The following is a 21,052-nucleotide window of genomic DNA, read 5'->3' as shown; positions in this document are numbered from 1 at the left end:
CGCATCCCCTTCTTTCTATACAATTAGTATACTAAGTAATTGCATCGACCTGTCGACAATGACAGGCTCGGTTCGTTGGGGATTGCAAATGCGGGGATTTTCCCATTGGTTCGACCGCATGGGTTGCGGGACGCGGGCATGAATGACTTGGCGGAACGGCTGGCGGCAGCAATGCGGCGATGGTTCGGGAAGGGGGAAGTGTCCGCGCTTTCGCGCCTGTCGGGCGGCGCCAATATGGAAAGCTGGGCGTTCGAGTGGGCCGCCGGCGGCCGCACCGCGCCCTATGTCCTGCGGCGCGCACCGTCGGCGGCCTATATGGCGGACCGTCCCTTTGGCCATGCGGACGAGGCGGCGCTGGTCATCGCCGCGCGCGCGGGCGGGGTAAAGGCGCCCGAGGTGGTCGGCGTGCTGGATGACGCCGACGGTCTGGGCACCGGCTATGTCATGCGCCGCGTGCTGGCGGAGGTGGCGCCCGCGACGATCCTTGCCGACCCGCCGCCGTCCTTGCTCGCCGATCTGGGGCGCGAACTGGCGCATATCCACGCCATTCCGCTCGACACGATCCCGGCGGCGATCCCGCACATGGACACTGGCGAGGCGCTCGCGGCGCTCAAGGCGCGCTTCCTGGGCCATGGCGGCGACCGGCCGGTGATCGCGCTGGCGATCAAATGGTGCGAGGATCATCTGCCCGCGCCCGCCGATCCGGTGCTTGTCCACGGCGATTATCGCATGGGCAATATCATGGTCGATGCCGACGGACTTGCCGCGGTGCTCGACTGGGAACTGGCGCATCGCGGCGACGCGCACGAGGATCTGGCGTTCGGTTGCATGAGCGTGTGGCGGTTCGGCCAGCTCGACCGGCCCGCCTTCGGACTTGGCAGCCTTGACGATTATTTTGCGGCCTATGAAGCCGCGGGCGGCCGCCCCGTCGACCGCGAACGGTTCCGTTTCTGGCTGGTCTATCGCACGCTGTGGTGGGCGCTGGGCTGCCTTCAGATGGGCGAGGCGTGGCGCAGCGGCGCCGACCGGACGGTCGAGCGCGTCGTCGTCGGGCGGCGCGCCGCCGAACAGGAACTCGACCTTGTGCGGCTGCTGGAGATCGAGGCGCCCGAAGCCGAACGCGCCCGCCCGCTTCCGCCACCAGCGCACACTGCGCCCGCACCGACCGGCGAGCCGACGAACCGCGAGATGGTGCAGGCGGTGCGCGACTGGATCGGGGGCGCGATCAAGCCGCGCGCCGTCGGCCACGCCAAGTTCGAGGCGGTGGTGGCGATGAACGCGCTCGGCATCGTGCTGCGCGACCTCGATGCGGGAGCGCGCGCCGAGGACAAGGCGCTGGCGGACGAGCTGCTGGCGGGGACGGCCACGCTTGCGCGCCCCGGCCTGCTGGCACGGCTGCGCCGCGCGGTGCTCGACAAATGCGCGGTCGACAGCCCGAAATATGCCGCGCTCGCCGCGGCGCGTGCCGAATGGGGCGGATAAGGACAGGGAGAGAGACATGGATTTTGCGGTTCCCGCCGAATTGCAGGCCTATCTGAACGAACTCGATGCTTTCATCGACGCCGAGATCAGGCCGCTCGAACAAGCCGACGACAATATCCGCTTTTTTGACCATCGCCGCGAACATGCGCGCACCGACTGGGACAATCGGGGCCTGCCGCGCCCCGAATGGGAGGCGCTGCTGAAGGAGGCGACGCGCCGCGCCGATGCCGCCGGACATTGGCGCTTTTCGGCGCCGAAAAAATATGGCGGCAGGGACGGATCGAATCTGTGGATGGCGGTGATCCGCGAACATTTCGCCGCCAAGGGGCTGGGGCTGCACAACGACTTGCAGAACGAGCACAGCATCGTCGGCAATTTCCCCTTCGTCGAAATGTTCGAGCAGTTCGCGACGAGCGAGGAACAAAAGGCCGAGTTCATCCTCGGCGGCTTCGAGGGCAAGCGCCGCACCGCCTTTGGCCTGACCGAACCCGAACATGGCAGCGACGCAACGCATATGGAAACGCGCGCGGTGCGCGAAGTCCGTGACGGCGTCGACGGCTGGCGCATCAACGGGGCGAAGATGTGGACGACGGGGATGCACGTCGCCACACACTGCGCGACCTTTTGCCGGACGAGCGGTGCGGACGGCGATGCACAGGGGATCACCTGCCTGCTGGTTCCCAATCCGTCGCCGGGGCTCAAAATCGAAGAATATCTCTGGACTTTCAACATGCCGACCGACCATCCGCGTGTCAGCTTTACCAATGTGTGGGTGCCCGACAGCGCGCGGCTGGGGCCGGAGGGCGGCGGCCTGTCGATCGCGCAGAGCTTCGTTCACCAGAACCGCATCCGCCAGGCGGCGAGTTCGCTTGGCGCCGCGGTCTATTGTATCGAGGAAAGCGTTCGCTACGCGCGGACACGCAAGCCCTTCGGCGAAGCGCTCGCCCGAAATCAGGCGATTCAGTTCCCGCTCGTCGAACTGGCGACGCAGGCCGAAATGCTGCGCCTGCTGATCCGCAAGACCGCCTGGGACATGGACAACACCCCGCACAAGGAAATCGAGCGCACGCTGTCCGACAAGGTCAGCATGTGCAATTACTGGGCGAACCGCCTCGTCTGCGAAGCCGCCGACCGGGCGATGCAGGTCCATGGCGGCATCGGATATTCGCGGCACAAGCCGTTCGAGCATATCTATCGCCACCACCGCCGCTATCGCATCACCGAAGGCGCCGAAGAGATTCAGATGCGCAAGGTCGCGGCCTATCTCTTCGGATATCTTGGCCCGCGGCGCGAGACGCTGGGGCGGATCTGACGCGCGCCATGGCCTTGCCCCGCACGCTGTATGACAAGATATGGGATGCGCACGCCGTCGCCGAGGATGATGGCGAGACGTTGCTCTATATCGACCTCCACTTGCTGCACGAGGTCACCTCGCCGCAAGCCTTTGCGGGGTTGGATGCGGCCGGGCGCGCGGTGCGGCGCCCCGAACGCGCGCTCGCGCTGTCGGACCATAATGTGCCTACCGTGGGGCAGGCGCGGGGTCCGGCAGGGGTCGCCGACGCGCAGGCGCGCGCGCAACTGGAGGCGCTGGTCGCCAATACGCGGCGCTTCGGAATCGAAAATGTGCCGATGGGCGATCCGCGCGGCGGCATCGTTCACGTCGTCGGGCCGGAACAGGGGCGATCGCAACCGGGGATGACGATCGTTTGCGGCGACAGCCACACCTCGACCCACGGCGCCTTCGGCGCGCTCGCATTCGGTATCGGAACGTCGGAGGTCGAGCATGTGCTGGCGACGCAGACGATTCGTCAGCGCCGCGCGCGCAACATGCGCGTGAGGGTCGAGGGCGCGCTGGCGCCGCATGTCCAGGCCAAGGATCTGGCGCTGCACCTGCTCGGAACGATCGGCGTCGATGGGGCGGGCGGGCATATCATCGAATATGGCGGCGCGGCGGTGCGGGCGCTGTCGATGGAAGGGCGCATGACGCTGTGCAACCTCAGCATCGAAATGGGCGCGCGCGCAGGCCTGATCGCGCCCGACGCCACGACTTTCGCTTATCTGAAAGGCCGTCCGTCGGCACCCGATGGCGCCGCATGGGACGCGGCGGTCGCGCGCTGGCGGGCGCTCGCCAGCGACAAGGACGCCATGTTCGATCGCGAGATGCGGATCGACGCCCGCGACGTCCGGCCGATGGTGAGCTGGGGCACCAATCCGTCGCAGGTCGTGCCGATCGACGGATGCGTCCCCGACCCGGCGGCGCTCGGCAGCGCCGACGCCCGCGCCGCGGCGGCGCGCGCGCTGACCTATATGGACCTTGAACCGGGAAGCCCCATCGCCGGACAGCGGCTCGACCGGGTGTTCATCGGCAGTTGCACGAACAGCCGGATCGAGGATCTGCGCGCCGCTGCCGCGGTGGTGCGCGGCCGCCGCGTCGCGCCCCATGTCCGCGCAATGGTCGTCCCCGGATCGGGGCTGGTCAAGCGGCAGGCGGAGGCCGAGGGCATCGCCGCCACATTGCGCGCCGCGGGGTTCGACTGGCGCGAACCCGGCTGTTCGATGTGCGTCGGCATGAATGCCGACCGGCTTGCGCCCGGCGAACGCTGCGCCGCGACGTCGAACCGCAATTTCGAAAATCGGCAGGGGCGCGGCGGGCGGACGCACCTGATGAGCCCGGCGCTGGCCGCGGCAAGCGCCATCGCGGGCGCCATCGCCTCGCCCGATATGCTGGATAAGGGCGGAAAGGTCGGAACGGGATCGTTCTGAATCCGTTCGTGCATCGACGCCGGCCACAGGGGCGAAGTTTATCCGGCACGCCCGCAAGCCAGCCCAGGGGTTTTACGCAAACGGCAGGAGCGGTCAGGTCAAGCGCATTTCGGGCCATGCTCCGCCTCGAAGCGCGCGATGGCGTCGGCGTGGCGCAGCGTGCGCTCGATGTCGTCGAGCCCTTCCATCAATATCCGCCGGTCGCCCGCGTCGACGGCAAAGCCGATCGACTGACCGGAAGCGAGGCGGATCTGCCGGGCTTCAAGGTCGACTTCGACCGGCGCATAATCGGTGGCTTCAACCTCGTGGCGCAACGCGGCGCATGTCGGGTCGGGCAGGCGGATCAGCAGCAGCCCGCTCTTGCGCGCATTGCCCGCGAAAATATCGCCGAAACTTGGCGCGATGACACAGCGGATGCCGAAGTCGACCAGCGCCCACACCGCATGTTCGCGCGACGAACCGCATCCGAAATTGCGGTCGGCGATCAATATCTGCGCATCGCGGCACGGCGGGCGATTGAGGATGAAGTCTGCGCGCTCCTGGCCGCTCGCGTCATAGCGCAGCTCGCGGAACAGATGCCGCGCCAGCCCCGTCCGCGTCAGCGCCTTCATGTAAAGCGCGGGAATGATCATGTCGGTATCGATATTGGCGATCGGCAATGGCGCCGCCACGGCCGTCACCCGAACAAACTTCTGCACCTTGCCTCCATTATCTTAGATTACTAAGTAAATGGAGCGACGGCGCTTGTCCAACCTTATCGCGGGCCAGGCGGCGACGAAGGGAGTTGCCGCGCGAATCGCCGCGCCCTAAGAATTGGAAATCGAAGGGAAGGGCGCCCCGGCGTCCGGGTCCGCGGCAGGGGAGCAGGAAGTTGGCGAAGAGCAAGCAGGCGTACCGGCATCCGGCCGAATATTATACCGATCCCGAAAACAGCATCGGCTATCTTGCGCGCGTCGTCTTTCGTTCCTTTTCGCGGCTGCTGGAGCGGCGCACGCTGACCCACGATGTGTCGGCCGGTCAGTGGCGTTTCCTGCGCCAGTTGTGGCGCGAGGACGGGATTACCCAGCGCGAGCTGAGCGAACGGGTGGGAATGCGCGAACCGACCACGGTGGTTGCGCTCAAGGGGCTTGAAAAGGCGGGACTGATCACCCGCAAAAAGACCGCCGACGACCGGCGCAAGACTTTCATCTATCTGACCCCGCACGCGAGGAAGCTCGAACTCATCCTCGCGCCGATGAACGCCGAAATCCACGAGATCGCGACCAAGGGCATGACCGATGCGGAGGTCGAAATGCTCCAGGCGCTGATGCGCCGCGTGATCGACAATCTGGCCGAGGAAACGCGCAAGCTGGCGGTGCTGTCCGAAATCAAGGCCTGAGCATCTGTCCCTTGCCCTCGCGACGGGAAACAGGTTAGTATTCTAACCATTGTTTCGCGGGGAGGAATGATGACCAGTATCGCCGTTGTCGCCGGAAGCACGCGCGAAGGCTCCTATAATCGCGCGCTCGCCGAACTGGCCGCCGCCAGCCTCGCTACGCAGGGCGCGGCGGTGACGCGCGTGGATCTTGGCGCCTTCGACCTGCCGCTCTATTCGGCGGCGATCGAGGCGACCGCCTTTCCCCCCGACGCCGCGCGATTGAAGGCGCTGTTCGTTCAGCAGGACGGCCTGTTGTTCGTGTCGCCCGAATATAATGGCTCGCTGCCGCCGCTGCTCAAAAATGCGATCGACTGGGCCTCGCGGCCGAGCGGCGACGAAGGGCTGGTTGCGCTGACCGCCTATCGCGGCAAGGCGGCGGCGATCATGGCGGCGTCGATCAGCCCCTTTGGCGGGCTGCGCGGGTTGATGCACCTGCGCCAGATCCTGTCGACGGTGCAGATGCTCGTGATTCCCGAACAGGTGGTGGTGCCGAACGCGCACGCTGCCTTTGCCGAGGATGGCCGTTTGAAGGACGCGCTGCCCGCATCGCTCGTCGACCAGACCGCGGCGCGGCTGATCGCGGTTGCAAAGGCGCTGTCGGCCCAGGACGCAATCCCTGTCGGATCGTCATCCCGGCCTTCGCCCGCATGACGAATGCGGGAAACGGCGGTCATTCGCCCGATCAGCGCTTGGCAGCGCGCTCGATATTGTCCCCCCAATCGGCTTCGAGTGCGTCGAGCAGCGCAGCAAACCGATCCTGACCGATTCGCGCCGCGATCTGCGCCGTCAGCGAATCCATCGCGCGCTGTGCGTCCTTGCGCATCCGGGCGCCGGTTTCGGTGAGCGAGACGATCATGTGCCGCCGGTCGTCGGGGTCGACGTCAAGCCGGACGATACCGAGCTTCACCATCTGGTTGATCGTGCTGTGAATGGCCTGCCGCGACACGCCGAGGTTGCGGGCGATGTCCGACGGGCGAACGATGCCGCTGACGATGTTGGTCATCACCATGGACTGCGGCCGGCTGACGTCGGGCCAGCCGAGGTCGTGGAGCCGCGCCTGCAACCCTTCGTCGAGCCAGCAGAAACGTTGAAACAGTGCGATGATCAACTGGTTGGTGCGCATAGGATGGAAAGGACGATCCCGCCGCCGACGGCGTGTCGGCGCGCGCACGCTAGTGGAGCGGGCGGCGCGAGGCAAGGCAGACCAGCCATTGCCAGGATAAAATACTTAGTATACTATCTATTGTGCAAATGCGGAGAGGAACGGCATGGACGGCTTGATGCAGAATGTGCCGCTGACGGTCGACCGGATCATCGACCATGCGGCGGCGTGGCATGGCGCGCGCGAAATCGTCTCGCGCGATGCCGAAGGTCGCGTCAGCCGATCGACCTACGCCGGTGTCCATGCCGATGCGAAGCGTGTGTCGAACGCTTTGGCTGCGGAGGGTATCAAGCCGGGCGACCGGGTCGCGACGATGGCGTGGAACGGCGCGCGGCACCTGGCCGCCTGGTATGGCGCGGCGGGGATGGGGGCGGTGCTGCATACGCTCAACCCGCGGCTGTTCCTCGAACAGATTGCCTATATCGCCAACCATGCGGGCGACCGGCTGCTGCTCGCCGACCCGGCGACCGCCGAACTCGTCGAACAATTGTTGCCGCAGGTGCCGTCGATCGAAAAGGTGATCTTCTTCTGCGGCGCTGCATCGTTGCCCCAGACGAGCGTTGCCGCGATCGCTTTCGACGACTGGATCGCGGGGCAACCGGCCGAACATGCCTGGGGCGGGTTCGACGAAAATGCGGCGTGCGGCCTCTGCTACACCAGCGGGACGACGGGTAATCCCAAGGGCGTGCTCTATTCGCACCGCTCCAACTATATCCATGCGCTGATGACCTTGCAGCGCGACGCGCTGGCGCTGTCGGCGCGCGACACCGTGCTGCTGGTCGTGCCGATGTATCATGCCAATGCGTGGGGGGTGGTCTATTCGGCGCCAGCGGTGGGCGCCAAGCTGGTGCTGCCGGGGCAGCGGATGGACGGCGAATCCATCTATAATCTCATCGAGGAAGAGGGCGTCACTTACTCGGCGGCGGTGCCGACCGTGTGGCAGATGCTGCTGCAATATATGCAGGAGAACGGCAAACGCTTCACGACATTGGAGCGCGTGACGATCGGCGGGTCGGCGTGCCCCGAATCGATCATCCGCACCTTCCGCGACGATTATGGCGTCGATGTCATTCAGGGGTGGGGCATGACCGAAACCTCGCCGCTTGGCACCGTATCGGTTCCCAACGCGTCGGTCGCCGCCAAATCGGACGCCGAGCAGATGGCGTACAAGCTGAAGCAAGGTCGGCTGCTTTGCGGGCTGGAGATGAAGCTGGTCGACGACGCGGGCAATCGCTTGCCGCACGACGGCAGGACGCCGGGGCGGTTGATGGTGAAGGGACCGACGATCGCCGCCGCCTATTTTGGCGGCGAAGGCGGCGACGTGCTCGACGCCGAGGGTTTCTTCGACACCGGCGACGTCAGCACGATCGACGGCGAAGGCTATATGCAGATCACCGATCGCGCCAAGGATGTCGTCAAATCGGGCGGCGAGTGGATCAGTTCGATCGAGATCGAGAATATCGCGATGGGGCATGACGCCGTCGCCAACGCGGCGGTCGTCGGCGTTGCACATCCGAAATGGGACGAACGACCGATCCTGCTGTGCCAGCTCAAACCCGGCGCGAGCGCCTCGGCCGACGATCTTCGCGCCTATCTGGACGGCCGGATCGCCAAATGGTGGATGCCCGACGATGTGCTGTTCGTCGGCGAAATCCCGCTGGGTCCGACCGGCAAGATCGACAAGAAAGCGATCCGCGCCGGGCTGGAGGGGTATAAGCTGCCCTTTGAAGTCACCCGCTGACCAAGACCATAAGTAGGAGAGATGCGAATGGACCCGAACGGGATCGAAGGACTGGACGCGCAATTCGTCGGGCGGGTGTCGCCGACCGCGCCGCGCATCCAGGCGGGGGGGCATCCGTGCCAGGGCATCTACTGGACCGCGGCGGGCAAGCGGCCCAGGGTCGCGATCATCGCGACGCATTATAATGTCGATTTTTCCGAACATTATATCGCGCCCTGGTTCGCGCGCCAGGGCTTTGGCTTCCTCGGCTGGAACACGCGCTATCGCGGGTTCGAGGACCAGTTTCTGCTCGAACATGCGGTGCTCGACATCGGCGTCGGCATGAAATGGCTGAAAGAAGAAGCGGGGGTCGAAGCGATCATTATCCTCGGCAATTCGGGCGGCGGTTCGCTGATGGGCGCCTATCAGGCCGAGGCGATTGCGCCGACCCTGACCGACCGCCTGCCGCCCGCGGGTCAGGACGCACTTGCGCAACTGGTGAAGGGCGACCTCTATATCAGTTTCAACGCGCATCAGGGGCGCCCCGAAGTGCTCACCGACTGGATGGACGCATCGGTGATCGACGAGAATGATCCGACCCTGACCGATCCCGAACTCGACCCGTTCAACCCCGACAATGGCCCGCCCTATTCGGACGCCTTCATCGCAAAATATCGCGCCGCACAGCGCGCGCGCAATCAGCGGATCACCGACTGGGCGAAGGCCGAACTGGCGCGCCTCAACGCCGCGGGCATCCCCGACCGCATCTTTCCGATGTTCCGTTGCTGGGGTGACCTGCGCTGCGTCGATCCGGCGATCGACCCGTCGGACCGCAAGCCCAACTGGTGCTATCGCGGCGACCCGGCAATCGCCAACCGCACGCCCAGCATTGGCCGTGCCAATACGCTGAAAACCTGGCTCAACATGTGGAGCCTCGAAACCTCGCCCTGCCAGGGACAGCCGCATCTTGCGAAACACGACACCCCCGCGCTTGTCGTGCAGGGCACCGCCGACACTGGTGTTTTTCCCAGCGATGCGCGCAAGATCTTCGACTTCCTGGGAAGCAGCGACAAACGGCTCGAACTGATCCCCGGCGCGCATTATTTCGAGGATTCGGTGGAGGAACGTCGGGGCGCCGCCGACCTCGTCGGTGCCTGGATCCGGGAGAAGCTGTAACGTGACGGCGGATGCCGACATCATCGAGGAGCTGCGCGCCGCCGGGCTGTTGGGCGAGGGCGATGTCGTGATCGAACCGCTCACCGGCGGGGTATCGTGCGACGTCTGGAAGGTGGAGGCGCCGACGGGGCCGATCGTCGTCAAACGCCCGCTCGAACAATTGCGCGTCGCCGCCGAATGGCACGCGCCGGTCGAGCGCGGGCAGAGCGAGGTGCGCTGGCTCAGGCGCGCGCGCGGCGTCGATCCCGCGATCGCGCCCGAAGTGCTCGCCGAACTGCCCGGCTATGGCTTTGCGATGCGTTTCCTGCCGGGCGCGCCGGTGTGGAAGGATGAGCTGATCGGGGGGCGCGTTGATGCCGCTTTTGCGGCAGCGGTGGGGCGCAGCCTTGCCGCGGTCCATTCGGCCACGGCCAACAGCGCCGCCGACCGCGACGCCTTTGCAACCGATGCGATGTTTCGCGCGCTGCGCATCGACCCCTTCCTTCTGTATGTGGCGCAGAAGGACGCCGAGGTGGCGCCGGCGCTTTACGCGCTCGCCGACGATCTTGCGGCTCGCAAGGTCGCGCTCGTGCACGGTGACGTCAGCCCCAAGAATATCCTTGTCGGCGCCGCTGGCCCCGTGCTTCTCGACGCCGAATGCGCCGTCTATGGCGATCCGGCGTTCGACCTTGGCTTTTGCACGACGCACCTGCTCTTGAAAGCGGTGTGGCTGGACGACGCCCGCCTGACCCACGCCGCGACTGCGCTCGTTACGTCCTATCGCGCCGGTATCGACTGGGAGCAGGCCGACGGGCTGCTGCTTCGCGCAGGGCGCCTCACCGCCGCGCTGCTCCTCGCGCGCGTCGAGGGCAAGTCGCCCGTGCCCTATCTCACCGACCCCGATCACCGGCGCATCGTGCGCGACCAGGCGCGCGCGCTGTTGCTGGCGCCGCGGCCCATCGACGCGCTCGTTGCCCATTGGACAAGGATATCATCATGACATCGCGTATCGCCTCCGTCACCGGCCGCCAGCTATGGGATTCGCGCGGGCGCCCGACCGTCGAAGCCGAAGTCACGCTTGAATCGGGTGCGATCGGCCGCGCCATCGCCCCGGCGGGCGCATCGCGCGGCGCGCATGAGGCGATCGACCTGCGCGACGGCGGTGACGCCTTCGGCGGCTTTGGCGTGAACTGCGCAGTCGCGGGTATCGGGTCCGAGATGGCGGATGCCATCGCGGGCATGGATGCGCGCGATCAGGCGGCGGTCGACGGGGCCTTGTGCGATCTTGACGGCACGCCGAACAAGGCGCGGCTTGGCGCGAACGCGGTCGTGGCGGTGTCGATGGCGGTGCTTCACGCCGCGGCGGCGGACGCGCGCGCGCCGCTGTGGCGCTTTCTGGCCGACGGACGCAAGGTTCGTGTGCCGCTGCCTGAAATCCAGATTTTCGGCGGCGGCGCGCACGCCGGGCGGCGCACCGATGTGCAGGATTTCATGGTGATGTGCCCCAAGGCGGGCAGCTTTCGCCGGGCGCTGGAGATGACGGGCGATGTCTATCGCGCCGCGGGCAGGCTGATGGAAGCCAAAGGCCCGCTGGCGGGCGTCGCCGACGAGGGCGGCTGGTGGCCCAGTTTCGCGTCGAACGAGGATGCACTCGACACGCTGACCAAAGCCATCGAGGCGAGCGGGCACCGCGCGGGCGACGAGGTGTTCATCTCGCTCGACATCGCCGCGAACGAACTGGGTGACGCGGGCGGTTACACGCTCGCGCTCGACGAGGGGCGGCTGTCGGGCGAGGACATGGCGGCGCGCATCGTCGAATGGGCCGCGCGCTACCCGATCCTGTCGGTCGAGGATCCCGCAGGGCAGGACGACTGGACGACGATGGCGGCGGTCACGGCGGCGATCGGCGAGCGGGTGCAGATCATCGGCGACGATGTGCTCGTCACCGACGCGGCGCGTGTCGAGCGCGCGGCCGAAGCGGCGGTGTGCAACGCCGCGCTTGTCAAGGTAAACCAGGTCGGCACGGTGACCGAGGCCAAGGCCGCGCTCGATGCCGCGATGCAGCGCGGCTGGGGCACGATCGTTTCGGCGCGGTCGGGGGAGAGCGAGGACGTCACCATCGCGCATCTCGCGACCGGCTGGGACGCCGGGCAGTTGAAAGTCGGCAGCTTTACCCGCTCCGAACGCATGGCGAAGTGGAACGAAATGTTGCGGATCGAAGAGGCGATGGGGGCCGACGCCGAGTTCGCTGGTTTTTCGGCCTTCGCAGGGACGATCGGTCGGGTCGCGGCATGATTGTCCTGCACGCGCGCCCCAGCCCCGGCTTTCGCGCAGCCGTCGATGCGATCTTCGGCCCCGGCACCGTCGTGCATGTCGACGAGGCGGCGCCGCTCGACGATGTTGCGAACGACATCACCGCGCTGCTCCATGTCCTTACGCCCGTCACGGCTGAGTTCATTGCCGCGGCACCAAAGCTGAAATTGATCCAGAAGCTGGGCGTCGGGGTCAACACCATCGCACTCGATGCGGCGCGCGGGGCCGGCGTTGCGGTGTGCAACATGCCCGGCACCAACAGCCAGGCGGTCGCCGAAATGGCGCTGTCGCTGATGATGGCGGTGCTGCGCCGCACCTGTTTCTTTGATGCGCGCACGCGCGCGGGCGAGGGGTGGAGCGCCGACCCGTCCGAACTCGATGCGGTGGGCGAGGTTGGCGGGCGCACCGTCGGGCTCGTCGGCTTTGGCCATTCGGCGCAGCGGCTCGCGCCGGTGCTGGCGGCGCTGGGCGCGAAGGTCGTCTATACCGCGCGCAGCCCGCGCGACGTGCCTTATGATTATTTGCCGCGCGATCGGCTGCTCGCGGAAAGCGACATCGTCTCGCTGCACATCCCGCTGACCGACGAGACGCGCGCCAGCGTCGATCCTTTCGCGATGAAACAAGGCGCGGTGCTGGTGAACACGGCGCGCGGCGAACTCGTCGACGAAAACCGATTGGTCCGGGCGCTGACCTCCGGCCATCTGCGCGGCGCGGGCCTTGACGTCTTTGCCGAAGAGCCGCTGCCGCGTGGCAATCGCCTGCTCGGCCTTCCGAACGCCGTGCTCGCGCCGCATATCGCCTGGCTCACCCCCGAAACGCTGGTGCGCAGCCTGACGGTGGCGCATGAGAATTGCCGACGGCTTGCGGCGGGTGAAGCATTGATCCACCGGGTAGTTTAGGCGCTACCCTTGTTGCCGTTCGTGCCCGGCTTGGCGAAGCGCCGTCCTTTCTTGCCGCAGGGCAAGGACGGCCCTTCGACAAGCGCAGGGCGAACGGCGTGATGGAAAGGAAAGCGTCCTTATGTCGTCCCTCCCCATCGTCCTCATCACCGGCCAGCTGCTCACCGATGCCGTCTGGCAACCCTTGCTCGACGCCTGGCCCGACCGCGACGTCATCGTCGCCGACAATCGGCGCGATGACACGATAGCGGGCTTCGCACAGCGCCTGCTCGACACGGCGCCGCCGCGTTTCATGCTGGTCGCGCACGCCATGGGCGGCTTCGTCGCGTTCGAAGTGATGCGCCGCGCGCCCGAACGCATCGCCAAGCTCGCGCTCATTTCGACGCTCGCCTCGGCCGACGGGCCCGCGCAGACGGCGCGGCGGCAGGGCTATATCGATCTGGTGCAAAGCGGCCGGTTCGATCAGGTCGTCGAGGAACGCATCCCCATGCTCTTTCCCGAAGCAAGGCGCGGCGACGAACGCCTGCTCGCCATCGCGCGGAAAATGGCGGCCGACACCGGCGCCGACACTTTCCTTGCCCAGCAGCGCGCGATCATGGCGCGCATCGACAGCCGCCCGCACCTGCATGCGATCGCGGTGCCGACCCTGCTGATCTGGGGCGAGCAGGACGGCATCACCAGCCGCGCGCATCAAGAGGAGATCGAGGAGGCGATACCGGGAGCGCGGCTGGAGGTGATTGCGGGGGCCGGACATCTGCCGACCATCGAGGCAGCGGGGGTGGTGGTGCCGTTGCTGACCGATTTTATCGATCAATAGCCCATCGGGCCCGCGAAAGCGCGAATGTCGAACTCGCGACCGTTCCGCCCCCACCGTCGCCGTCGCATCGACCATCGCTTTCGGATCCGCCTGGCCAGAGCGTCGTGGGCCAGATCGGCAACGTGTCAGTTCGGTTCGTGTCCCGACTTTGACCAAAGGTCGACGTTTATCCTGAGCGCCTGCAAGGCCGTCGAAGGGACCGACACGAAGGGGACAATGGCTCTGATGAAACGCTTGCCGCTCCAGGGGGCGCCTGTGATATGCCATGCCGCCGCCGGGCGCGATCGACAGCCGCTGCGCACCGATGTGGCGCAACGCCGCGCCGCTGGGGGTGGGTTCCGGCGATTCGTGTCGGCAGGATGGGATGGTCGGACCAGGCCCGTCCTCTTGCTTTTTTGGGGCTGGCCAAGCATTTGATTAGCATACTATCCAATTAAACCGAAACGGGCGTGGGAGAGCGAGATGATCGACCTGGAGGCCATCCGGACGCTGGCGGACATTCCGGCGGCGCAGGCGCGTACGCGCGGGCAGGCGACGGCGGTGAAGTTCGGAACACGCGAGACAAGCTTCGCCGCGCTCGACGCGGCGTCGAACCGCGTCGCCCATTCGCTGATCGCGGCGGGCGTCGCGCCCGGCGACCGCGTGTCGGCGCTGACCAAGAATCACGACAGCTGGTATCCGCTTTTTTTCGGCACCGCGCGCGCCCGCGCCTGTTTTGCGCCGATCAATTGCCGCCTTGCGCCCGCGGAGATCGCCTTCATCCTGGGTGATGCCGGGCCGAAGCTGCTTTTCGTCGGCGAGGATTTTTTTGACTGCGCGCTCGCGGCGGTGGCCGATCTGGCCGCGCCGCCGCGCCTGATCGCGCTTTATGGCGAACATCCGGCGTTTGAACCCTTCGACAGCTGGCTTGGCGACGCATCCGATGCGCCGCCAGCCGATCCGCCGCAGCTCGCCGACGATGTGCTTCAGCTTTATACCAGCGGCACCACCGGACTGCCGAAGGGCGTCGTGCTGACCAACGCCAATTATCGCACCTTTCTGGAAGCGGCGACGCGCGTGGACGGTTTTGCTTATGGCGAGGACGAGACGGTGATGATCGTCATGCCGCTCTTCCATGTCGCGGGCACCAACGTCAGTTTTTCGGGGCTGGCGCAGGGCGGGCGACTCGTGCTGGTCAAGGATTTCACCGCCGCCGACGCAGTGCGGATGCTGCGCGACGAGGACGTCGCGCACGCCTTCCTTGCCCCGGCGATGATCCAGATGATGCTGCTCGATCCATCGGCGGGTGCGGGCGGCTATCCGCAGCTCCGGTCGATCGCTTACGGCGCCTCGCCGATCGCCGAAGATGTGCTGCGCCGCGCGCGGGCGACCTTCGGCTGCGACTTCGTGCAATTTTACGGGATGACGGAATCGGCGGGCGGCGGCTCCTATCTGTCGCCCTCCGCGCACGACTTGCCCGGCAAGCTCACCTCGTGCGGCCAGCCGTGGCCGGGGGTCGAAATGGCAATCCTTGATGGCGAGGGGAAAGAGCTTGGCGACGGCGAGATAGGCGAGATCGCGATCCGCGGCGGCATCGTGATGAAGGGCTATTGGAACCGCGCGAGCGCGACCGAAGAGACGATGGCGGGCGGCTGGCTTCACACCGGCGACGTCGGTTACCGCGATACGGACGGCTTTTATTACGTCCACGACCGGATCAAGGACATGATCGTATCGGGCGGCGAAAATGTCTATCCGGCCGAGGTCGAAAGCGCGATCATGGGCTGTCCGGGCGTTGCCGATGTCGCGGTGATCGGCGTCCCCGACGACAAATGGGGCGAGGGGGTGAAGGCGCTGATCGTTCCCGCCGCGGGCACGGCGCCCGACGCTGCCGCGATCATCGCCTGGGCGCGCGAGCGCATCGCGGCGTACAAGGTGCCCAAAAGCATCGAGTTCATCGATGCGCTGCCGCGCAATCCGTCGGGCAAGGTGCTCCGCCGCGAACTGCGCGCGCCTTATTGGGAAGGCCGCGACCGCGCGGTGGGGTGATGGGGGCCGATATCTGGATCAGAAACCGATTGTTTTCCTATTCGACATGCTGAACCGGTTTCGGAATCGATGGTCTGGCCCATGGTCCAACGCCGCGCCCAAGGACGCGGCTGGCAATGGCCCCTGAAACAGGTTCAGGGGACGAGGATGAATATGGCGGCGTCGGTCGATCGCCGCCCTCAGAACCCCAGATTGCGGAACGCCACGCGGAACGAAAAGCTGTTCCCGCGCCGCGCGTCGCCCGTGTCGGCATAGTCGCGGCGCCAGGTCAGCGCGATCGACAGGCATTCGTCGTCATAGGCGATACCGAGCCGGTGACGGATCGGTTCGAAACCGTCGGCCTGCGCCAGAGGGTCGTCGTTGCGACTGGTCAGGTCGACGATCGCCGATCCGAAGATCGACCAGTTGCGCGCCACCGCGACGCGCCCGCCCGCGCGCACTTCCTCGCGGTCCTGCAAATCCTCGCCGAGCAGCAAGATGTCGCGATTGAGCCGTGAATAGCCGATCACGGCATAGGTCGAGCGATTGCCGATCGTCGCGTCGAACTCGTTGCGGCGCACCGCCAGATTGTCCTTGTCGAGCCGGAATCGATGCGTGAGGCGCAGGAAATCCCTGTAGGCGATCGTCGTGCGCCCGACGATGTCCGACGTGCGGTCGGTCAGCCCGGTGCCGTCGGGAAACAGGCTGGGCTTGTCGGTCAGCCGATAGCTTTGCCCGATGATGCTGTTGATGCTGAACCCTGGGCGACTGTAATTCCATTCGACGCCATAGGTGACGCGTGCGCCATCCTCGAACCGGTCGTGGCCGTTGAAGCGGTTGATCGCGAAGATATTGCTGTCCTCAAGGTCAAATGCGCGTGAATCTTCGTTCGGAATATCGATGTTCTTGATCGGCGGCGTCGCGACAAGCTGGATGCGCGGGGTAAGCGTCTGCGTCCCCCCTGCGAACTCGCCGATAAAGGGCCAGCGCATATCGGCGGCCACCGCCGCAATGCCGCGCGCCTGCCATCCCGACTTGCCGCGATAACCGGGGATCGCGGTCAACAGATTTTCGTCGCTGTGATAGACATCGCCGCGCACCAGCGCGGTCAAGGTCACTTCCTGCCCCAGCCGGGTCAGTCCGCGCAGATTCCATTGCGCCCCGGCAAAGGCCCGCTGCGTATCCTGCCCGGCGGTGCGCCCGATCGCGAGCGTGTTCAGCTGTAGCTCGAACTGCCCGCCAAAAATCGGATCGTCGAGCCGCTGGCGATAGTCGATGATGGGCAGCGCGACCGGCTGCTGCCCCTGCACATCGTTGACGCGCAGCGTCTGCGTCGCCCAGCCCGCAATCGACAGATAGGAGTTGCCGCCGATCCGTTCGAGTTCGAAGGTCGAGCGCAGCCGGTCGTCGCGGCTGATGTCATATCGGCGCATGAAAGTGCGGTCGGTCGCGATGCGCCCCGAATAGCTGAGGCTCCAGCGCGGGTCGAACTGGAACCGGCCCACACTTTCCAGATAGCCGCGAAAGCGTTTCTGCCGATCGGGGTCTTCGCCGACCAGCGGGACAAGCGAGCCATAGGTCGCATAGCCGTTGATGCGGAACGATCCGATGTCGGTGAGCGCCCGAAACTCGCCCTCCAGCATCGGTGCCGCGTCGGTGTAAAGGTGCGGCGTGATCGTCACGTCGCGGTCGGGCGCGAGGCGGATATAATAGGGCACCGCAATCTCGAACCCGTTGCTGCGGTCGAGGCGGATTTCGGGGACCAGGATGCCGCTTCCCGCCTCGCGGTTTGCGGGATGGCTGAGCCCCGGCAGCGGGATCAGCGGCAGGCCGAAAATCTCGACGCGCGCGCCCTTGTATCGGATCTTGTTCTTTTCGCGATCATATATCACGCGCACGGCGCGGATCTGCCAGCTCGGATTCTTGGGGCACCCCGCCTCATCCTCGACGGGACAGGGCGTATAGGCGGCGTTGTCCAGCTCGATATTGCCGTTGTCGAAGCGCGTGCCCTTCACCGCGGCAAGCCGCGCGCCATTATCGAGCACGACGAGCAGGTTTTCCACCACGCCGTCGCGCAGGCTGTCCGTCAGTTCGATCCGCTCGCCATAGGCGGTGTCGCCTTCGGGGTTGCGGACCATCACATTGCCTTCGGCAACGACCTGGCCCGTCGTGCGGTTCCACGTCACCCTGTCCGCCCGCATCTCGATCGCGTCGCGATTCATCAGGACATTGCCCTCGGCGACGACGACATCGGCGTCGCTATCGTAATCGAGCTTATCGGCGGCAAAGCCGATCTGCTGATCGCCCGCCGCTTCGGGCGCGTCGGCGGGGGCGGACGGAAGGTCCGGGGTTTGCAGGTCAGGTTCGGCGGAAATGTCCGGCGCCGCGGTCCGATTCGGCGCACCCTGGGCGAGCACCGGGCCCGCCGCCAGCGCCAGCCCGCTCGCCGTCGCAAGCCAGAACGGCCGGGCAAGCGCCGCCTGATGGAACAAAGTCCAGCTCATTTAATCCCTTTGTCCCGAACCCACTATCGACGTTTCCCGGCTTGGACCGGCCGCTTTGTTTTTGCAACTCGCAGGCGAAACCCCTATCGGTCCGGCACGTTCCAATCAATCATCGCATAAGAAAGTTAAGGCATGGACATTCAGTTTGTCGCGCAAATCGACGTGTCTGCCGACGTCGTCGCTTTCCCCGTCCGCAAGGGCGAGGCGGAGGCGCTCGGTGCGCTCCTTGGCGCCGCCGCGGCCCAGGCGCGTTTCGACGGTTCGGCAGGCAGCATCGCCGAAACCGCGGCGCTCGACGGCGAGCAGGCGAAGCGCCTGTTGCTCGTCGGCATCGGCGAGGGTAGCGAGCACGACCTTGAACGCGGCGGCGCGGCGCTCACCGCAAAGCTTCAGACGAGCGGCGCGACCGAGGTTCATGTCGATTTCGCGGGCACGGGGCCGAGCGACGCCGACGATGTCCTCGCCTTTGCGATGGGCGCGCGGCTCAGGAACTGGCGGCTCGACACCTATCGCACCCGCCTTGCCGACAAGGCGAAGCCCAGCCTCAACACCGTGATCATCGCATCGCCGCACGGTGACCTGTCGGCGCGCTGGGCGGCGAATGAAGCCATTGCCGAGGGTGTCGCCTTCACCCAGACGCTCGTCGCCGAGCCGCCGAACATCCTCTATCCTGAAAGCTTCGTCGAACGCTGCCAGCATCTCGCCGATCTTGGCGTCGAACTGGAAGTGCTCGACGAACGCCAGATGAAAGCGCTCGGCATGGGCGCGCTGCTCGGCGTGGCGCAAGGTTCGACACGGCCGCCGCGGCTGCTTGCAATGCGCTGGAACGGGGGTAATCCGGGCGATGCGCCGGTGGTGTTCATCGGCAAGGGCGTCACCTTCGACACCGGCGGCATCAGCCTGAAACCCGGCCCCGGCATGGACATGATGAAATGGGACATGGGCGGCGCGGGCGCCGTCGCGGGTGCGATGAAGGCGATCGCGGGGCGCAAGGCGAAAGCGAATGTCGTCGGTGTCGTCGGTCTCGTCGAAAATATGCCCGACGGCAATGCGATGCGCCCCGGTGACATCGTGACCACCATGTCGGGGCAGACGGTCGAGGTGCTCAACACCGACGCGGAGGGCCGTCTCGTCCTGTGCGACGCGATCAGCTGGGCGCAAAAGACCTATGCCCCCAGGGTGATCGTCGACCTCGCCACGCTGACCGGCGCGATGGTCATCTCGCTCGGCCACGAATATGCGGGCCTGTTCGCGAACGACGATACGCTTGCCGCCGACCTTATCGCCGCGGGCGAGGCGTCGAACAACAAACTGTGGCGCTTCCCCCTGTCGCCCGCCTATGACAAGCTGATCGACAGCCCGATTGCCGACATGAAGAATATCGGCCCGCGCGAAGGCGGATCGATCACCGCGGCGCAGTTTCTGAAACGCTTTGTCGATGAAGGCGTCGCCTGGGCGCATCTCGACATCGCGGGCATGGCGTGGGCCGACAAGGACGGCCCGGTCTATGCCAAGGGCGCGACGGGCTATGGCGTGCGCTTGCTCGACCGCTATATCGCGGCAAAGCACGAGGGGTGATGCCCACTGGCTCGTCATTGCGACCCCGGCGAAAGCCGGGGGAAGCAATCCAGGGCGCTTTACGCGGGCTCTGGATCGCCGCGTCGTCTCGCTCCTCGCAATGACGAGGCTGATATAGCGAAATGCCCCGCGTCGATTTCTACCGTCTGACCCGCGATCCCGTCGAACGGGTGCTGCCCGCGCTCGCGGCGCGCGTCCTCGGCAATGGCGAGCGGCTGCTGGTGGTCGCGGCCACGGCGATGCAGCGGCAGGATATTGACGCGGCGCTGTGGACGGCAAATCCAGCGAGTTTCCTGCCGCACGGCCATGCGGGATCGCCCGACGAAGCAATCGAGCCGATTCTGCTCGCGGGCACGCTCGACGCGCCAGCGCCCAATGGCGCAACCCACGTTGCGCTCGCCGACGGCGAATGGCGCGACGCGGCGCTGGCGTTCGATCGCATTTTCTTTCTCTTCGACAACAGCCGTATCGACGATGCGCGCGCGACCTGGCGCGTGCTTGCGGCGCGCGAGGATGTCGACAACCGCTTCTGGAAACAGGATGAAGGCGGCCGCTGGTCCGAGGGGCCATGAGCATCGGCCGTTCGGTCCTTGCGGGACAGCCAAAGCGCGGCTAGAGGCGCGCGCATCGCAAACCATAACATCGCAGGAGCTTTCCCATGGCGGTCACCCGCACTTTTTCGATCATCAAGCCCGACGCGACGCGCCGCAACCTGACCGGCGCCGTCACCAAGATGCTGGAAGACGCGGGCCTTCGCGTCATCGCGTCGAAGCGCATCCACATGACACGCGAACAGGCCGAGGGCTTTTATGCCGTTCACAAGGAACGCCCCTTCTTCGGGGAACTCGTCAGCTTCATGATTTCGGGCCCGGTCGTCGTGCAGGTGCTCGAGGGCGAAGACGCCGTGAAGCGCAATCGCGACGTGATGGGCGCGACCAACCCCGCCGATGCCGCCGAAGGCACGATCCGCAAGACCTTTGCGGAGAGCATCGAGGCCAATTCGGTCCACGGTTCGGACAGCGACGAAAATGCCGCGATCGAAATCGCTTACTTCTTCAAGCCGGAAGAAATTGTGGGCTGACCCTCTATTCCGCTTCATGCCGAACCTGGTGCAGCATCCATGGCCCGTCCGCGTCAGGCGCTGCGTCTGACGATGGCATCGGCCATGGACCCTGAAAGGATTTCAGGGTGACGGCATTCGAAAAAATGTTGGCGTTGACAGGAAAGGCCGCCGG

General features: G+C 66.0%; 18 protein-coding genes. 15 read left to right on the top strand and 3 right to left on the bottom strand.

What is annotated here, in order from left to right; genetic code table 11:
- Window positions 1-198 precede the first annotated feature (198 nt).
- The 3 genes from HUW43_RS00640 to leuC are packed head-to-tail and all read left to right on the top strand — an operon-like array spanning window position 199 to window position 4,245.
- Window positions 199-1,482, top strand: a complete 1,284-nt coding sequence (locus HUW43_RS00640) for a phosphotransferase family protein (protein WP_317450796.1) — start codon at window positions 199-201, stop codon at window positions 1,480-1,482.
- Window positions 1,483-1,498: 16 nt separating this feature from the next.
- Window positions 1,499-2,794, top strand: coding sequence for an acyl-CoA dehydrogenase family protein (locus HUW43_RS00635; RefSeq protein ID WP_188235664.1), 1,296 nt, complete (start codon window positions 1,499-1,501; stop codon window positions 2,792-2,794).
- A gap of 8 nt (window positions 2,795-2,802) precedes the next feature.
- Window positions 2,803-4,245: a 3-isopropylmalate dehydratase large subunit gene (gene leuC / locus HUW43_RS00630; protein WP_188235663.1), complete on the top strand. Its 1,443-nt coding sequence runs from the start codon at window positions 2,803-2,805 to the stop codon at window positions 4,243-4,245.
- Window positions 4,246-4,343: 98 nt separating this feature from the next.
- On the opposite strand, the gene leuD is transcribed toward leuC, so the two are convergent.
- On the bottom strand, window positions 4,344-4,943 hold the full coding sequence (gene leuD, locus HUW43_RS00625) for a 3-isopropylmalate dehydratase small subunit (protein WP_188235662.1): 600 nt from the start codon (window positions 4,941-4,943) through the stop codon (window positions 4,344-4,346).
- Between the two features lie 173 nt (window positions 4,944-5,116).
- Here leuD and HUW43_RS00620 point away from each other — a divergent pair, with 173 nt between their 5' ends.
- Window positions 5,117-5,623: a MarR family winged helix-turn-helix transcriptional regulator gene (locus HUW43_RS00620; RefSeq protein WP_188235661.1), complete on the top strand. Its 507-nt coding sequence runs from the start codon at window positions 5,117-5,119 to the stop codon at window positions 5,621-5,623.
- 69 nt (window positions 5,624-5,692) lie between these two features.
- Entirely contained in the window at window positions 5,693-6,313 is a 621-nt protein-coding gene (locus HUW43_RS00615; RefSeq protein ID WP_188235660.1) for an NADPH-dependent FMN reductase, read from the top strand.
- Between the two features lie 31 nt (window positions 6,314-6,344).
- On the opposite strand, the gene HUW43_RS00610 is transcribed toward HUW43_RS00615, so the two are convergent.
- A complete protein-coding gene (locus HUW43_RS00610) occupies window positions 6,345-6,785 on the bottom strand; it encodes a MarR family winged helix-turn-helix transcriptional regulator (protein ID WP_188235659.1) in 441 nt (146 codons plus the stop codon).
- A gap of 145 nt (window positions 6,786-6,930) precedes the next feature.
- On the opposite strand from HUW43_RS00610, the gene HUW43_RS00605 reads away from it, so the two are divergent.
- The 7 genes from HUW43_RS00605 to HUW43_RS00575 all read left to right on the top strand — a co-directional run bounded on the left by HUW43_RS00605 (window position 6,931) and on the right by HUW43_RS00575 (window position 15,756).
- Window positions 6,931-8,565, top strand: coding sequence for a long-chain-fatty-acid--CoA ligase (locus tag HUW43_RS00605; protein WP_188235658.1), 1,635 nt, complete (start codon window positions 6,931-6,933; stop codon window positions 8,563-8,565).
- 27 nt (window positions 8,566-8,592) lie between these two features.
- A complete protein-coding gene (locus HUW43_RS00600; RefSeq protein ID WP_188235657.1) occupies window positions 8,593-9,720 on the top strand; it encodes an alpha/beta hydrolase family protein in 1,128 nt (375 codons plus the stop codon).
- A gap of 1 nt (window position 9,721) precedes the next feature.
- Window positions 9,722-10,699, top strand: a complete 978-nt coding sequence (locus HUW43_RS00595; RefSeq protein WP_317450795.1) for an aminoglycoside phosphotransferase family protein — start codon at window positions 9,722-9,724, stop codon at window positions 10,697-10,699.
- Window positions 10,696-11,994 carry a phosphopyruvate hydratase gene (gene eno / locus HUW43_RS00590; protein ID WP_188235656.1) on the top strand — a complete coding sequence of 433 codons (1,299 nt, stop codon included), beginning with the start codon at window positions 10,696-10,698 and terminating at the stop codon, window positions 11,992-11,994. The genes HUW43_RS00595 and eno overlap by 4 nt, the downstream gene beginning before the upstream one ends.
- The gene (locus HUW43_RS00585) at window positions 11,991-12,911 is read left to right on the top strand and encodes a 2-hydroxyacid dehydrogenase (RefSeq protein ID WP_188235655.1); all 921 of its coding nucleotides are present in this window, start codon (window positions 11,991-11,993) and stop codon (window positions 12,909-12,911) included. The genes eno and HUW43_RS00585 overlap by 4 nt, the downstream gene beginning before the upstream one ends.
- 121 nt (window positions 12,912-13,032) lie before the next feature.
- A complete protein-coding gene (locus HUW43_RS00580; protein WP_188235654.1) occupies window positions 13,033-13,728 on the top strand; it encodes an alpha/beta fold hydrolase in 696 nt (231 codons plus the stop codon).
- A 462-nt stretch (window positions 13,729-14,190) separates the two neighbouring features.
- The gene (locus HUW43_RS00575) at window positions 14,191-15,756 is read left to right on the top strand and encodes a long-chain-fatty-acid--CoA ligase (RefSeq protein ID WP_188235653.1); all 1,566 of its coding nucleotides are present in this window, start codon (window positions 14,191-14,193) and stop codon (window positions 15,754-15,756) included.
- A 179-nt stretch (window positions 15,757-15,935) separates the two neighbouring features.
- On the opposite strand, the gene HUW43_RS00570 is transcribed toward HUW43_RS00575, so the two are convergent.
- The gene (locus HUW43_RS00570; RefSeq protein WP_188235652.1) at window positions 15,936-18,239 is read right to left on the bottom strand and encodes an LPS-assembly protein LptD; all 2,304 of its coding nucleotides are present in this window, start codon (window positions 18,237-18,239) and stop codon (window positions 15,936-15,938) included.
- A gap of 132 nt (window positions 18,240-18,371) precedes the next feature.
- Between HUW43_RS00570 and HUW43_RS00565 the strand changes: the two genes are divergently transcribed.
- From HUW43_RS00565 to ndk, 3 genes are all read left to right on the top strand, one after another.
- Window positions 18,372-19,817 carry a leucyl aminopeptidase gene (locus tag HUW43_RS00565; RefSeq protein ID WP_188235651.1) on the top strand — a complete coding sequence of 482 codons (1,446 nt, stop codon included), beginning with the start codon at window positions 18,372-18,374 and terminating at the stop codon, window positions 19,815-19,817.
- Between the two features lie 122 nt (window positions 19,818-19,939).
- The gene (locus HUW43_RS00560; protein WP_188235650.1) at window positions 19,940-20,389 is read left to right on the top strand and encodes a DNA polymerase III subunit chi; all 450 of its coding nucleotides are present in this window, start codon (window positions 19,940-19,942) and stop codon (window positions 20,387-20,389) included.
- A gap of 86 nt (window positions 20,390-20,475) precedes the next feature.
- The gene (gene ndk, locus HUW43_RS00555; protein ID WP_188235649.1) at window positions 20,476-20,898 is read left to right on the top strand and encodes a nucleoside-diphosphate kinase; all 423 of its coding nucleotides are present in this window, start codon (window positions 20,476-20,478) and stop codon (window positions 20,896-20,898) included.
- The last annotated feature ends 154 nt before the right edge of the window (window positions 20,899-21,052 follow it).

Source organism: Sphingopyxis sp. LK2115, from assembly GCF_014595975.1.
GTDB lineage: Bacteria > Pseudomonadota > Alphaproteobacteria > Sphingomonadales > Sphingomonadaceae > Sphingopyxis.
Note: the sequence above shows the minus strand (reverse complement) of the source record. Positions and strands in the feature narration are given on the sequence as shown.

Coding starts and splice junctions, on each gene's coding strand:
- HUW43_RS00565 (WP_188235651.1), top strand. CDS start 18,372: ATGGACATTCAGTTTGTCGCGCAAATCGACGTGTCTGCCGACGTCGTC.
- HUW43_RS00605 (WP_188235658.1), top strand. CDS start 6,931: ATGGACGGCTTGATGCAGAATGTGCCGCTGACGGTCGACCGGATCATC.
- HUW43_RS00615 (WP_188235660.1), top strand. CDS start 5,693: ATGACCAGTATCGCCGTTGTCGCCGGAAGCACGCGCGAAGGCTCCTAT.
- HUW43_RS00570 (WP_188235652.1), bottom strand. CDS start 18,239: ATGAGCTGGACTTTGTTCCATCAGGCGGCGCTTGCCCGGCCGTTCTGG.
- HUW43_RS00560 (WP_188235650.1), top strand. CDS start 19,940: ATGCCCCGCGTCGATTTCTACCGTCTGACCCGCGATCCCGTCGAACGG.
- HUW43_RS00585 (WP_188235655.1), top strand. CDS start 11,991: ATGATTGTCCTGCACGCGCGCCCCAGCCCCGGCTTTCGCGCAGCCGTC.
- HUW43_RS00600 (WP_188235657.1), top strand. CDS start 8,593: ATGGACCCGAACGGGATCGAAGGACTGGACGCGCAATTCGTCGGGCGG.
- ndk (WP_188235649.1), top strand. CDS start 20,476: ATGGCGGTCACCCGCACTTTTTCGATCATCAAGCCCGACGCGACGCGC.
- HUW43_RS00635 (WP_188235664.1), top strand. CDS start 1,499: ATGGATTTTGCGGTTCCCGCCGAATTGCAGGCCTATCTGAACGAACTC.
- leuC (WP_188235663.1), top strand. CDS start 2,803: ATGGCCTTGCCCCGCACGCTGTATGACAAGATATGGGATGCGCACGCC.
- HUW43_RS00575 (WP_188235653.1), top strand. CDS start 14,191: ATGATCGACCTGGAGGCCATCCGGACGCTGGCGGACATTCCGGCGGCG.
- eno (WP_188235656.1), top strand. CDS start 10,696: ATGACATCGCGTATCGCCTCCGTCACCGGCCGCCAGCTATGGGATTCG.
- HUW43_RS00610 (WP_188235659.1), bottom strand. CDS start 6,785: ATGCGCACCAACCAGTTGATCATCGCACTGTTTCAACGTTTCTGCTGG.
- HUW43_RS00580 (WP_188235654.1), top strand. CDS start 13,033: ATGTCGTCCCTCCCCATCGTCCTCATCACCGGCCAGCTGCTCACCGAT.